Here is a 15,749-nt window from a genome sequence, read left to right on the forward strand (position 1 = left end):
GGTTCTACAGTTGTTTGGTATGATGCAGCTACAGGAGGAAGTATTGTAGCTAGTCCAACATTGAATAGCATTGGAACGATAACTTATTATGCTGAATCAGTAAATTCAACTACTAATTGTTCGAGTTCAACAAGGACAGCAGTAACTTTAATTATATCAAAAGCCCCAATAGCAGGAACATTAAGTGGTACACAAGAAATTTGTACTGCATTGACAACTACATTTACAACTGATTCACTAGAAGCAGGAGTTTGGAGTTCATCAGATGTTTCCATAGCTACGGTAGACTCTTCAACGGGAGTAGTTACGGGAGTAGCAGCAGGTACTACAGATATACTTTATACTGTTGTTGGTACAGGAGGCTGTCAGAATGCAGTAGCCACCAGAACAGTTACAATAACCGCTGCACCAGTAGTAGGAACATTGAGTGGAACACAGAGTATATGTGTTGGATTGACCACAACTTTTTCATCGACCACTATTGGAGGCACATGGAGTTCCTCAGATGTTACAATTGCTACAATTGATTCAGCAACAGGAGTAGTCACAGGCATTTCGGCTGGTACAGCTTCAATGATATATACAGTAAAAGGGAATGGTGGTTGTATTGACGTTAATGATGCTCTAACTATAACAGTTAATGCGAATGAAACTCCTCAATTTACTGCTGTCCCACCAGTTTGCTCTGGAAATACAATTTTACCGCTACCAACAACATCAGAAAATAATATTACGGGAACTTGGTCTCCATCACTAAACAATACCAAAACTACGGTATATACTTTTACTCCAACACCTGGACTATGTGCAATTTCAAGTACACTTGAGATTGTTGTTTTGCCTTTGCCAATAGCAACTGCTACGCCTAGTTTAAAAGAAATATGTTCAAATACAGCTCCAAATATTGCATTAAATGGTGATATTTCAGGAACTACTTTTGATTGGACAGTAGTTCCAAATAAAATATCGGGCGCTACTAATAGTTCAGGAAATAGTATAAATCAAATACTAACAGCAGATAGTAATGAAAAAGGCGAAGCAATATATACAATTACTCCAATTGCCAATGGTTGTCAAGGAGCACCAATTGTCTCTAAAGTAACAGTTAATCCAATTCCTACAATATCAACTGGTGTAAATGAACCAATTTGTTCAGGAAGTACTACAGCCATTTCTCTTACTGGTACTGTTGTTGGAACAACTTTTAGTTGGAATGCAACTCCTAATAAAGTTTTAGGAGCTTTTTCTTCAACTGGAAGTAAAATTGTGCAAACATTAAAAACGGCTACTAATGTTCAGGGTTCTGTAGATTACTCGATAGTTCCTTTAAGCAATGGTTGTCTTGGTACACCAACACTGATAACGGTTGTTGTTAATCCAGTTCCAGAAGTTTTTGGTTCTTCAAAGACTACAATCTGTAGTGGAGATTCAACAAATATTATTTTATCTCCAAATATAGTAGGAACACAATTTGATTGGATAGTGGATCAAGATGGAGTTACTGGGGCATCATTAGGTACTGGAGATTTAATTAAACAAGTTTTAGTTTCAGGGAAAACCATTGGAAGTGCAACTTACACCATAACTCCAACTGTTGGAGGATGTAGCGGAACAGCTATCAAAATTAAAATAAACGTAAATCCATCTCCGATACCAGCAATAGTGGATGGAATTATATGTGTTGCATCAGATACTGGAGAAACATTAAAATCGTATATTTTAGATACTGAGCTAAGTAATAGTACTTATGATTTTAAATGGTATTTTGAAGATGAAGAAATAATAGGTGCATCAGATAATAAATATGAAGCAACAGAATCAGGAAATTATTCGGTGATAGTTACAAATAATGTGACTAGTTGTATCTCAAATGAAAAAATAGTTACAATAGTCCCAAATTTTCCTGCTGATTCAATAGAACTAGTTGTTAGTGATGCATTTGCTCAAAATGCAACAATATCAGTTAAGGTTGAAGGCGGAACAGGTCCTTATTTCTACCAATTAGATAATGGATTAGCACAAGCTTCTACTGTGTTTACAAATGTAAGTGCAGGTGAGCATACAGTAACAGTAACAGATGAACAAGGTTGTACGTCTATATCTAAGAAGATTACCATAATTGATTATCCTAAATATTTTACTCCAAATGGAGATGGCTATAATGATAAATGGAATATTGGAGGTTTAACAAACACAAATATTGATATTTATGACCGATACGGTAAATTAATAAAGCAGATTAATACATCAAATCCTGGTTGGGACGGTACATTCAATGGTCAGTTATTACCTGCTACTGATTATTGGTTTACAATCGAATATATAGAACCTAATACAAACAACACCAAAATATTTAAATCTCACTTTTCATTGAAGCGTTAGTTGTAATACTATTTATAAGTAAAAACCGATTACTGATACGTAATCGGTTTTTTTGTTTTGTGGATAATCTAATTTATATGTAGAATTAAAGTGGTAATTATTTTGTAAGGACATGAATTATTAATTAATTCATTTATATAAACTTTTCAACACTATTACGATTTCGTTAAAGGATATAAATAAACAGCTGTTAAATGATTTAAAAATTATATAAATTTAATGCTTTATTTATATTCATAAATTAGAGAAACATATTTTCAGAGTATAAATTTTTAATATTTAACAAATAAATATATTTCTGATTTATTTGGATTATTGTTTTTAAAATAATTTAATTCTTTACTATGCAATTTAAATTTTTTCAATCTTCTTTACTCTCAAGAAATACGGTTATCAAAATAGTAGTATTACTTAGCTTTTTTCTATCATCAAATGCCTATTCTCAAAATCTTATTGTGAACGGTGATTTTGGTATCTTTAATTCGGCGATATTACAACCTGCGCAATCAGGATACCAATCAAATTATAATCAAATAAATTATAATGCTGGGAATAGTAACCCGAGGCAGTTTGCTATTACAAATAATCCTAAAAGTGTAAATACAGTAAATTACAAAAGTTTATTCGATCATACAACTGGGGATGGTGCAGGAAATATGATGGTTGTTGATGGGCAAAATAATGAGATTTTTTGGAAGCAGAACCCAGATCGACAATTGCAGGGCGGTCAAACCTATACTTTTTCTTTTTGGATAATAAACGTCAATAATGTTACTAATGGCGCTAATCCAGCTCCAGTTATTCAATTCAATCCCAATTGCTCTGGTGGTTGTTCAATCCAAACTGTTAATCTCGGATCTCTTCCAGCAGGTTGGAATAAAATTACTTATACAATAACACCTGCTACTACTCAATATGTTAGAATTGAATTATCAACCGTTAATGCTGGTGGAGGAGGTAATGATTTTGCCATTGATGACATTTCTTTAACAGCTCCACCGCAACCGTTAACCATATCAAATTCATTAGTAAATCCCACTTGTCCAACATCAACAGATGGAGTTATTGTTGCTTATCCTAATGGAGGACTTGCTCCCTTTACCTATACTTTATCAGGAACTTCATCAGCTACGAATTCAACGGGAATATTTCAGGGTCTTGCTGCTGGTTCATATACTGTTTCAGTAACAGATTCAAATACACCTCCAACTACAAAATCTACTGGAATAATTTCTGTTCAAAACCCACCTGATATTACACTATCAGCTACTCCAACAGGGTGTATTTTGGCAGGAACTCCAATAACTCTCACCGCAACAAATGGTGGAGCTACCTATAGTTGGTCAGCTTCAACAGGTATTCCAATTACAGATACAGATAATGTTGTAAATGTAAATCCATTGGTGACAACTATATATACAGTTAATTCAACTACTGTCTCTCCAACAACAAATAATAATTTAATAAGAAATGCTGGTTTTGAAAATGGTACTTCAGGATTTTATTCGGATTACACCTATTCCACAATCAACACAGGTGGAGCTCAATTTGCTTATGGAATTGTTAAAAATGCCAATTCTTGGTTTAGTGGTTTTATTAATGGTCCCGATCATAGTGGCTCAGGATTTATGCTTGTAGCTGACGGTGCAACTAGTCCCAATAGTGTCATTTGGTCTCAATCCATTCCAGTAGAGACATCTAAAACGTATACCTTTTCATTTTGGGTACAAGCTTTAGTTGCTGCTAGTCCAGCTCAATTTCAAGTACTCATAAATGGTGTACCGATAACTATTTCGCCTATTTCGCCAACAAATGGCGGAAGTGCGGGTTGGAATCAAATTTCAGGAACTTGGAATTCAGGTGTTGCAACAATTGCAACAATTAAAATTATTGATACTAATATAGCTTCTGGTGGAAATGACTTCGCTTTAGATGATATTTCATTTAGCGCACCTACTTCAAAATCATGTAATTTATCAACTCAAATCACAGTAAGCATTGGGGGAAGTGTTCCTGTAACTACTTTTTCATATACCACTCCTGTTTGTAAAAATGCAACAAATCCTTCACCAACAGGGGCTGTAGGATTTGTTACTGGAGGAACTTATTCTGATGATAATGCAACAGGTTTGTTGTCTATTAATTCTTCAACAGGAGTAATCAATTTGTCTGCTTCAGCTAGTGGAACTTATACTATACGATATTCTGTTGCTGCAAATCCTGGTATTTGTCAGCTAGCAGGATCTTCAACAGCTATCATTACTATTAATAATGTTCCAACAATTACAGTTAGTCCAAATAGTAGATGTGGGACAGGGACTGTGGTTTTAGGAGCAAGTGCTAGTTCAGGAACAATTAATTGGTATGCTTCATCAGCTGGGGGTTCATCTTTAGCTACTGGTTCATCATTCACTACTCCAAGTATTTCTGCTAATACTACCTATTGGGTGGAAGCTACAGATAATGGATGTACATCTACTAGAACAGCAGTTTTAGCAACAATATCTCCAATACCCACAATAACTGCGACGACTCCAGGTAGTCGATGTGGCACAGGTTCAGTTACGATTAGTGCTACTGCAAGTTCGGGTGTTATAAACTGGTATTCATCCTCTACAGGAGGAGCATCATTAGGTAGTGGTTCATCATTCACCACCCCAAACATATCCTCTACAGCTACTTATTGGGCAGAAGCTGTAGATGGAAGTTGTATATCAACTACAAGAACATCAGTTCTAGCAACCATCTCCACTTTACCCACAATAACTGCGACGGCTCCAGGTAGTCGATGTGGCACAGGTTCAGTTACGATTAGTGCTACTGCAAGTTCGGGTGTTATAAACTGGTATTCATCCTCTACAGGAGGAGCATCATTAGGTAGTGGTTCATCATTTACCAGTCCGAGTATTTCTTCAACAACTACTTATTGGGCAGAAGCAGTTGATGGAACTTGTATTTCATCGACCAGGACTTCTGTTGCAGCGACTATAGTGTCAAGCGCCCCTTTGCCAACGGTTTCCCCAGTAGAATATTGTCAAAATAGTTCATCAGTAGCTTTGACAGCTACACCTTTATCAGGCGCGACTTTAAATTGGTATGGAACAAATGCTACAGGAGGTACAGCCTCTTCAGTTGCCCCTATACCATCTATAAGTACAGTTGGAACTATAACCTATTATGTAAGTCAAACCGTAGGTTCATGTGAGAGTGCTCGAGCTGCTATAGTTGTAAAAGTAGTGTCAAATACAGGAGGTAAAGTGGGATTGTTTTGCGATAATGTAAATTCAACGACCACTTCAGTTGCTTTAGATTGGAGTAACCCAGTTGGTTGGGCAGGCTATACCTATTCGTACTCTATTGCAGGAGGTCCTTTGGTTACAGGAACTCATATTTCTCCTTCCCATTTTGACGTTCCAGTTTCAACACCAGCAACTTCAGTAACCTTTACTATAGAATCAGTACTAGGCCTTCCTTGTGCTCCTTCTGAAACAGTTACTTGTTTTTCTAAATGTTCCACAACAGTAGCTCCAAATTTTGCTACAATTCCAGCGATTTGTTCAGGAGACAGTTCGGTTCCTACATTGTCAACTACCTCACCCAATGGTATAACAGGGACTTGGAATCCATCAACAATAGACAATACGTCGAGCAAGTCCTATGTATTTACACCAGATCCAACCAGTTTTCCATGTGCGAGTACCCAAACTTTAAATGTAACAGTAAACCCAAAAAGTACCCCTACATTTACAGGCATTCCTACTAGTTTGTGTCAAGGCGCTCCAGCTCCCATTTTACCAACTACTTCAAGTAATAGTGTAGCAGGAAGTTGGAGTCCGTCAACAGTAAATACAGCAACAGTAGGCCCAACTACGTATACTTTTACTCCTACAGCAGGTGTATGTGCTATACCAACAACTTTAACCATTACGGTAAATCCAAATATAACTCCAAGCTTTGCAGCTGTAGGGCCAATTTGTTCAGGAACAGCCTTATCTGTTTTGCCTACGACTTCTATCAATAGCATAACAGGAGTATGGTCACCTGCTTTAAACAATACAGCTACGACGACTTATACTTTCACGCCAACGGCAGGGCAGTGTGCTATTACTAACACCTTAACCATTACAGTAAATCCAAAAGTTATCCCAAGTTTTGCAGCTGTATCTCCAATTTGTTCAGGAGAGACACTAAATGCGTTACCTACAACTTCTACCAATGCAATAACAGGAGCTTGGTCACCAGCTTTAAACAATACCACCACTACAACCTATACTTTCACTCCAGCAACAGGAGTATGTGCTACGCCAACAACATTAAGTATAACGGTTAATCAGAAAGTAGTTCCTACTTTTACGGCAGTAGCGGCTATTTGTTCAGGAGCAGCCTTGTCTCCATTGCCTACAACCTCTACCAATGGGATAACAGGAACATGGTCACCCGCTTTAAACAATACCGCTACTACGACCTATACTTTTACTCCAACAACAGGAGTGTGTGCTACGTCAACAACATTAAGTATTACGGTAAATCCGATTGTCACACCGACCTTTGCAACGATAGCGCCTATTTGTTCTGGATCCACATTAACAGCCCTGCCCACGACCTCTACCAATGGTATAACAGGAACTTGGTCACCCGCTTTAAATAACACAGCAACGACCACTTATACTTTTACGCCAACAGCAGGGCAGTGTGCTATTACTAACACCTTAACCATTACAGTAAATCCAAAAGTTATCCCAAGCTTTGCACCTGTATCCCCAATTTGTTCAGGAGATGTCTTAAATGCATTACCTACCACTTCCACTAATGCAATAACAGGAACTTGGTCACCAGTTTTAAACAATACCACCACCACGACCTATACTTTCACACCAACAACAGGAGTATGTGCTACTACAGCAACATTAAGTATAACGGTTAATCAGAAGGTAGTCCCTAATTTTGCCTCAGTTGCTCCAATATGTTCAGGGACAGCCTTGTCTCCATTGCCTACAACCTCTACCAATGGCATAACAGGGACATGGTCACCCGCTTTGGACAATACAGCAACAACAGTCTATACTTTTACGCCAACATCAGGGGTATGTGCTGCTACAGCGACATTAACCATAACAGTGAATCAAAAAGTAGTTCCGGCTTTTGCAGCAGTAGCCCCTATTTGTTCAGGAACAACCTTATCTGCTTTGCCCACAACCTCTACTAATGGAGTAACAGGAACTTGGTCACCAGCTTTAAATAACACAACTACTACCACTTATACCTTTACACCCAGCTCAGGTCAATGTGCTACCACTACGACCTTAAGCATTACAGTAAATCCAGTTACAGCACCTGTATTTAGTTCTATAGGACCATTATGTTCAGGAACAATAATAAGCTTACCCACACTATCCATTAACGGAATAGCAGGAGCTTGGTTGCCCGCGTTTAATCCGACAGCGACTACTACTTATACCTTTACACCTAGCTCAGGTCAATGTGCTAGTACTACTACATTGACAATTGCAATAATTGCCTTGCCAGTAGCTACAGCTACGCCAAAAGACTCGTCTATTTGTTCAGATACCACTACTGCTATTAGTTTATCAAGTAATACTACAGGTACAACCTATATTTGGAATGTAGTTCAAACCAGTGTTACAGGAGCACTAGCAGGTTCAGGAGATAGTATTGCACAAACATTACAGACAGCAGTAGATAATAAATCAGGAGAGGCGGTATATTCCATTACTCCAACAGCCAATGGATGCCCAGGATTACCAGTATTGGCTACGGTAACTGTAAATCCTATCCCCGATGTTACTGCCAATCCATCACCAGCAACCGTTTGTTCAGGAGAGCGTACCTCCATAGTTTTAAGCAGTAAAGTAGCAGGAACTACTTTCAGTTGGACAACAGACCCATTAGCCGTTATTGGTTCTTTTCCAGATACAGGAAGTACTATTGCTCAGACATTGGTTACCAATAGTAGCATACCAGGTACGGTAGATTATACCATAACCCCAACAGCCAATAGTTGTGTTGGAGTACCTATTGTGGTGAATGTAACAGTAAATCCTACGCCAGAAGTTTTTGGTTCAGCAGGAACCGTTATTTGTAGTGGAGAGTCGACAAATATCATTTTATCACCAAAAATTTTAGGAACAGACTTTACTTGGACAGTAGTACAAAATGGAGTAACAGGAGCCGAAGACGGCGGCGGCGGTAACACAATAAATCAAATTCTTGAAGCAGGGACTACAGTAGGAACAGCAGCCTATACTATCACCCCAATTTTGAATGGATGTACAGGAGAATCGATTACCATTGTCATTACAGTAAATCCATCGCCTCAGCCAGAGATAGAAGACGGAATCATTTGTGTAGAAGAAGCAACAAATACTACCTACAAAAATTATGTATTAGACACAGGTTTAAGCGATTCGCTTTATGATTTTAATTGGTTTAAAGAATCAGTAAAAATCGATGGTGCCTCAGATAGCACTTATGAAGCCACAGCAGAAGGGCTATATTCAGTAATAGCTACCAATACACTTACAAGTTGTATTTCAGAAGAAGTATTTGCAACGGTGATACCCAATTATCCAGCAGAGTCATTAACTGCAACAGTGACAGATGCATTCACGCCAGAGGCGACCATAACAGTAAATCCTTTAGGAGGAACAGGTCCTTTCTTGTATCGATTGGATGATGGCCCTTTGCAGAGTTCCAATGTGTTTGTAGGAGTAAACAGTGGTGTTCATACAGTATGGGTTGAAGACGGTCAAGGTTGTACTCAATTATCACGAGAAGTAACAGTGATAGATTACCCAAGATATTTTACCCCAAACGGAGATGGATTTAATGATACATGGAAAATAGTAGGATTAGAAAATCAACCAGAGGCTAAAATCTATATCTTCGATAGATATGGAAAGTTGTTAAAACAAATCAGTACCATAGGAGAGGGGTGGAATGGAACTTTTAATGGTCGTGAACTTCCAGCAAGTGATTACTGGTTTACTATTGAATATCTAGAGAGTAACGCCAATAAATTATTCAAGGCGCATTTCTCTTTGAAGAGGTAGAGATAAAGAATAAAATGTAAAAAGGCTTTCATATTTTGAAAGCCTTTTTTTGTATGCAATAAGATAATAAATCATTTAAAAAAAGTAATTACTTGCATTTATTCTTTAACTATTTTTTATATTTGATACAATCAAAAAAATATAATGGGTAAAAAATCTACAAGAGCTATCTGGAAAGTGATATCAGCATCCTCGATGGGAACCATGATTGAATGGTATGATTTTTATATTTTTGGTAGTTTGGCAGTAGTAATTTCAACAAAATTTTTCCCGTCAGAAAATCCAGTAGCCGCATTTTTATCTACATTGGCAACATTTGCGGCAGGATTTGTAGTGCGACCATTTGGAGCAATTTTCTTTGGGCGTTTGGGTGATTTAATAGGGAGGAAGTATACCTTTATGGTTACATTGCTATTGATGGGTGGATCAACTTTTCTAATAGGTTGCATACCTAGTTATGAAACTATAGGATTTTTTGCACCATTACTTGTATTAATTTTAAGATTATTACAAGGTTTAGCCCTTGGAGGAGAATATGGAGGAGCAGCAACCTATGTAGCAGAGCATTCACCAGTGGGAGAGAGGGGGTATTGGACTTCTTGGATACAAACTACAGCAACAGTAGGTTTGTTTATTTCTCTTATGGTGATATTAGCAACAAAAAATGTTCTTACTCCTGAACAGTTTAATTCTTGGGGATGGAGAGTACCCTTTTGGATTTCAATACTAATGGTTATTATTTCTACTTTAATCAGAAAAAATATGGAAGAATCTCCTGTTTTTTCTAAAGCAAAAAAGGAAGGAAACACCAGTTTAAATCCATTAAAAGAAAGTTTTGGAAATCGGTATAATTTAAAATTTGTTTTGTTGGCTCTATTTGGGGCAACTATGGGGCAGGGTGTGGTTTGGTATACAGGCCAATTTTATGCGATGAATTTTATGAAAACGGTTATAAATATTGAATCATCACAAGTTGATGAATTATTAGGAATTGCATTAGTATTAGGTACCCCATTTTTTGTGTTTTTTGGATGGTTGAGTGATAAAATAGGAAGGAAATATATCATGATGACTGGGATGCTATTGGCAATTTTATTCTATAGACCAATTTACAAATCAATGTATGAAACTGTCAATGTGAAAAATAAAATAGTTTCTATAACTGAAGAAAATATTCTAATACGTGCTGATTTTAATAAAAGAGAAGCTTATTTTATTACTACAACCGAATATAAGGATGGAACAAAAGCAATTAAAACCTTTACTACTCAATTGGGTAGCGGAAAAATAAATACAGATTCAGAAAAAACAACTATTACTATTAATAGTAGCGATAAATGGTGGTTGGTACTAATGGTATTTGTTCAGGTACTATTTGTAACAATGGTGTATGGTCCAATTGCCGCTTTTTTAGTTGAAATGTTTCCAGCTAGAATTCGATATACTTCAATGTCATTACCTTATCATATTGGAAATGGAATCTTTGGTGGATTACTTCCTGCTATTTCAACTTATTTAGTGATTAATGGTAAAGAAACGGGTGATGTAGAATTTTATCTTGAAGGGTTATGGTATCCAATCATTATCGCATCAGTAAGTTTAGTGATAGGGATGATTTATATTGATAATACCAATAAAAATAAACATATATAAAATAGGATGAACCAATTAAAAAGAAGTTTAGGTATGATTTGGATAGCTCTAGCTGTCGCTGCTGCCTATTTTTGTATTTTTGAATTTGGATTACCAAAATTAACATCAGGAAAACAAGAAGATTTAGTGTTCGGAATCATAATACTTTTTACATTGACACCACTTATAGTTGTCGGATTAGGTACATTTGGTTATTATGCCCTGATGGGAGATTATGATAAAAAAAATAAATAATATTAGTCACTATGAGCTATTACAAAATTGACAATCTTGAGCAATACTTCAAGCATTACAATAAATCTATAAGAGAACCCAGAAAATTTTGGGGTAAAATTGCTGAAGAAAATTTTACTTGGTATCAACAATGGGATAAAGTTGTGGAATTCAATATGGGTGAAGCCGAAATAAAATGGTTTACTGAGGCTAAAGTGAATATCGTAAAAAATGCTATAGATAGACATTTAGCAAGACGTGGAAATAAAACGGCTATTATTTTTGAACCTAACGATCCAAAAGAAAAATCATTACACATTACTTATAATGAGTTACACGAACGAGTGTCAAAAATGGCAAATGTGCTTAGAGAACAAGGCATTCAAAAAGGAGATAGAGTTTGTATTTATTTACCCATGATACCAGAATTAGCAGTTTCAGTATTGGCTTGTGCTAGGATTGGAGCTATTCATTCTGTTGTTTTTGCGGGATTCTCCTCATCGGCAGTGGCAGCAAGAATAAATGATAGTGAATGCAAAATGGTCATTACATCTGATGGCGGTTATCGAGGAAATAAATCCATAGATTTAAAAGGAATCATTGACGAGGCATTAGAAAAATGTCCTTGTGTAACAAAAGTTTTGGTAGCAAAAAGAACAAATAGTTCTGTTTCTATGAAAGCAGGTCGCGACCAATGGTTACAACCTCTTTTAGATGAGGCTTCAGATAATAATGTAGCTGAAATTATGGATGCAGAAGATCCATTATTTATTTTATATACTTCAGGTTCAACAGGTAAACCTAAGGGAATGGTTCATACCACAGCTGGTTATATGGTATATACTGCTTACACCTTTAAAAATGTTTTTAATTATGAAGAAAATGATATTTTTTGGTGTACTGCTGACATTGGTTGGATTACGGGGCATTCTTACATTCTATATGGACCTTTGTTAAATGGAGCTACTACAGTAATTTTTGAAGGAGTTCCGTCATATCCTGATTTTAGTCGTTTTTGGGAAATTATTGAAAAACATAAAGTAACCCAATTTTATACTGCTCCAACAGCCATTAGGGCTTTAGCAAAAGAGAATTTAGAATTTGTTCAAAAGTATCCTTTGGAAACATTAAAAGTCATAGGTTCTGTAGGTGAACCAATTAACGAGGAGGCTTGGCATTGGTATAATGACCATGTAGGAGGGAAGCGCTGTCCAGTAGTTGATACTTGGTGGCAGACCGAAACAGGTGGAATTATGATTTCGCCTATAGCGTTCGTCACACCAACAAAACCAACATATGCTTCATTACCATTACCGGGGATTCAACCCGTACTCATGGATGAAAAACGCAATGAAATAGAAGGCAATCAAGTTACAGGAAGTTTGTGTATTAAATTTCCTTGGCCAGGAATTGCAAGAACTATTTGGGGAGATCATAAACGCTATAAAGAAACTTATTTTAGTACCTTTCCAGGTAAATATTTTACTGGAGACGGAGCTTTACGTGATGAAGTAGAATATTACAGAATTACTGGTAGAGTGGATGATGTTGTGATTGTTTCTGGACATAATCTTGGCACTGCCCCTATTGAAGATGCTATAAATGAGCATCCTGCAATTGCAGAAAGTGCCATTGTTGGTTTTCCACATGATATTAAAGGCAACGCTTTATATGGTTTTGTAATATTGAAAGAATCTGGAGAATATCGTGATAGAGATAATTTGAGCAAAGAGATTAATCAACAAATTTCAGATCACATTGGACCAATAGCAAAACTAGATAAAATTCAGTTTGTTTCTGGTTTACCAAAAACCCGTTCCGGAAAAATCATGCGTAGAATTTTGCGAAAAATAGCTGAAGGTGATTTTTCAAACTTTGGTGATACATCAACACTCTTAAATCCTGAAATCGTTGAAGAAATAAAAGAAGGAAGAGTATAATTTTATATACTAAAATAAGGAATTGGGAATATTGTTATGATATTCCCTTTTTTTATTTTGAGTGATAATGATTAGTTATTCCAAAATCTTTCGATTTCTTCTTGTAATATTTCTGGATTAGCACCTTTATGTGAGGCAACAAGGGCTCCCACTGCACATCCATAGGCAATAGCTTTTTTATAATCATTGGTATATATGATTTTTGATAATAAAGCCGCCAAAAAACTATCTCCAGCTCCGATGGTATCGGTTACACGAACAGAAAATCCTTTGTGATAATAAAATTGATTATCAATATACAACACAGCTCCATCTTTGCCTTTAGTTACACAAATTGTACTGGTATTTGTTCGTTTTGAAAGATATAAAATATTGGCTTCAATTTCATTGGTTTTAGAACCTAATGATTGGGCTATTTCTTTTAATTCATCATCATTTAGCTTGATAACATTTGCAAGTAGCATTAGTTCTTCTAACAATGCAAGCGTATAGAAAGGAGGACGGATATTAACATCAAAAACTTTGTATTTTGCAACTTTCAAAAGTTCTAAAAGTGTTGTTCTGGAAACTTTATCTCTACATGCTAAAGAACCAAATACAAAGGCATCAGCTTTTTCAACAGCATTTTTGCTAGCTTCTGTAAGCATAATTTTATCCCAAGCTGATGGATAAACAATATCGTAGGTAGCATTTCCTTTTTCATCCAAATTAACCAAAACTTCACCTGTGGCAACAGTCTCATCAATTTGTAGTAATGAAGTGTCTACATTTTTATTTTTAAATATAGTGACTAAATCATTTCCTGACTTGTCTATGCCTATTTTAGAAATAATCTTAGTATTTACTCCTAAGGATTGCAAACGTATGGCTACATTCATAGGAGCACCACCTGCTATTTTTTCAGTGGGCAAAATATCCCACAATATTTCACCAAAACAGACAACATTTCCACTCATCTTCTATCGTTTTTCTAATAAATACTATTTATTTCCAAACTCGTGAAATACTGTTAATTTTTAAATCACGAATTGGTTTATCTTCTTTACTAATTATAGTAAGAGTCGAATAATTTTCTGTTGGAAAAATGAGATTGGTCATAGAAAATTGTCCATCATTTAATAAAATTTCTATTGATGATTTGTCAATGATGAGTTGAAAAGAATCAATTTTTTTATCATTTAAAGACATTACTTGTGGTTTAGCCGTAAAAGTAGGGTTGAAATCTTTTAAACCTGAATTACTTCTGTCTGTAACTAGCTTATTATCAGAAACTATAACATTAAAAATTTCACCTTTTGAATTAGATATGGAAATAATGATATCTCTGGCATCTCCAGCATTGAATGTTATTTCAGTTTGGGATAAATCCACGGATTTATTTACAAATGGTGTAGCGACTTCGTTCAATTCAAAAACAGTTTTTTTTAAAGAGGAAAATTCAGGAATTATTTTTTGAGTAACGAGATACGTATTTTTTTCTTTTACTAATTGTAATTCTCTTGGTAGTGTCATAGCACTTCTCCAAACTTCTGTTGGAACTTTAGTAGCATATTGCCAGTTACTCATCCATCCCAAAAGAATTTTTTTATCGTTTGGAGTATTAGAGTAGGTAACAGCGGCATAAAAATCTGTTCCGCAATCCATCCAAATGGCTTTTTGTGTAGCGTTAAATGTTTTACCATCAAAATCTCCGATAAAATAACGTGTTCCTGAACCTCCATTGGGAGCTTTATCGCCATGATTGACTATCATTAACCATTTAATTTCATTTGAATTTTCCACTTTCATAGGCAATAAATCAGGACATTCCCAGACACCTAAATCTTTATCGTCATCTAAGGGTTTAAAATCACTTTCAAATTGCCATTTTTTTAAATTCATCGAAGAAAAAATTTTGATTTTGTCTCCAGCTGCTAAAACCATATTCCATCTGGCTGATGATTCATTCCAAAAAACTTTAGGGTCTCTAAAATCTTGTTCTCCAGAATTATTCAAAACAGGATTTCCTTTATATTTTAACCATGTTTTACCTTCATCTAGACTATAGGCAAGTGCTTGACTTTCGGTGTTTTTTTTACCTGATTTCCAAATTGCATCGTTGTGATACGTAAAAATTGCTATCAAGGCATTTTTACCAAATCCAGCTGTGTTTTCTTTGTCAACTATAGCACTTCCTGAAAAAATCCAACCTAATTTATCAGGATACAAAGCAATAGGTAAATGTTTCCAATGCAGCAAATCAACGCTCTCTGCATGACCCCAATGCATTGGTCCCCAAACAACTCCATCTGGAAAATATTGATAAAATAAATGGTATTTTCCATTAAAATAAACCATCCCGTTAGGATCGTTCATCCAATTTTTTTCAGGGGTAAAATGAAATTGAGGGCGGTAAGTTTCAGAATAGTAACTATTCGCTTGTGATAAAACATATTGATGAATTAATAAGTAAAAAATGATAGTTAGATTTTTCATTAAATTGTGTCTTATT

At 35.8% G+C, this 15,749-nt stretch carries 7 protein-coding genes; 5 read left to right on the forward strand and 2 right to left on the reverse strand.

Going from position 1 to position 15,749, the window contains the following annotated elements; genetic code table 11:
• From AC23L6_RS04460 to acs, 5 genes are all read left to right on the forward strand, one after another.
• On the forward strand, positions 1-2,382 hold a 2,382-nt coding region (locus tag AC23L6_RS04460; protein WP_487561236.1), incomplete at its 5' end, for a T9SS type B sorting domain-containing protein.
• A 344-nt stretch (positions 2,383-2,726) separates the two neighbouring features.
• Entirely contained in the window at positions 2,727-9,452 is a 6,726-nt protein-coding gene (locus AC23L6_RS04465) for an Ig-like domain-containing protein (RefSeq protein ID WP_487561235.1), read from the forward strand.
• Between the two features lie 144 nt (positions 9,453-9,596).
• Positions 9,597-11,105 (forward strand): MFS transporter, encoded by a 1,509-nt coding sequence (locus tag AC23L6_RS04470; RefSeq protein WP_487561234.1) that lies wholly within the window; start codon positions 9,597-9,599, stop codon positions 11,103-11,105.
• Between the two features lie 6 nt (positions 11,106-11,111).
• Positions 11,112-11,339 (forward strand): DUF6814 family protein, encoded by a 228-nt coding sequence (locus tag AC23L6_RS04475; protein WP_487561233.1) that lies wholly within the window; start codon positions 11,112-11,114, stop codon positions 11,337-11,339.
• 11 nt (positions 11,340-11,350) lie between these two features.
• Positions 11,351-13,258 carry an acetate--CoA ligase gene (gene acs, locus AC23L6_RS04480; protein ID WP_487561232.1) on the forward strand — a complete coding sequence of 636 codons (1,908 nt, stop codon included), beginning with the start codon at positions 11,351-11,353 and terminating at the stop codon, positions 13,256-13,258.
• A gap of 71 nt (positions 13,259-13,329) precedes the next feature.
• Here acs and AC23L6_RS04485 read toward each other — a convergent pair whose 3' ends face one another.
• Both AC23L6_RS04485 and AC23L6_RS04490 read right to left on the reverse strand, forming a co-directional pair.
• Complete coding sequence (locus AC23L6_RS04485; RefSeq protein ID WP_487561231.1) at positions 13,330-14,214, reverse strand: carbohydrate kinase family protein; 885 nt, start codon at positions 14,212-14,214, stop codon at positions 13,330-13,332.
• A 28-nt stretch (positions 14,215-14,242) separates the two neighbouring features.
• Entirely contained in the window at positions 14,243-15,733 is a 1,491-nt protein-coding gene (locus AC23L6_RS04490; protein WP_487561230.1) for a glycoside hydrolase family 32 protein, read from the reverse strand.
• Between the last annotated feature and the right edge of the window lie 16 nt (positions 15,734-15,749).

The sequence above is a fragment of the Flavobacterium sp. R1_16 genome, assembly GCF_057652095.1.

Excerpts from the sequence above, each read along its gene's own strand:
- AC23L6_RS04465 (WP_487561235.1), top strand. The coding sequence starts at position 2,727 with ATGCAATTTAAATTTTTTCAATCTTCTTTACTCTCAAGAAATACGGTT.
- AC23L6_RS04470 (WP_487561234.1), top strand. The coding sequence starts at position 9,597 with ATGGGTAAAAAATCTACAAGAGCTATCTGGAAAGTGATATCAGCATCC.
- AC23L6_RS04475 (WP_487561233.1), top strand. The coding sequence starts at position 11,112 with ATGAACCAATTAAAAAGAAGTTTAGGTATGATTTGGATAGCTCTAGCT.
- acs (WP_487561232.1), top strand. The coding sequence starts at position 11,351 with ATGAGCTATTACAAAATTGACAATCTTGAGCAATACTTCAAGCATTAC.
- AC23L6_RS04485 (WP_487561231.1), bottom strand. The coding sequence starts at position 14,214 with ATGAGTGGAAATGTTGTCTGTTTTGGTGAAATATTGTGGGATATTTTG.
- AC23L6_RS04490 (WP_487561230.1), bottom strand. The coding sequence starts at position 15,733 with ATGAAAAATCTAACTATCATTTTTTACTTATTAATTCATCAATATGTT.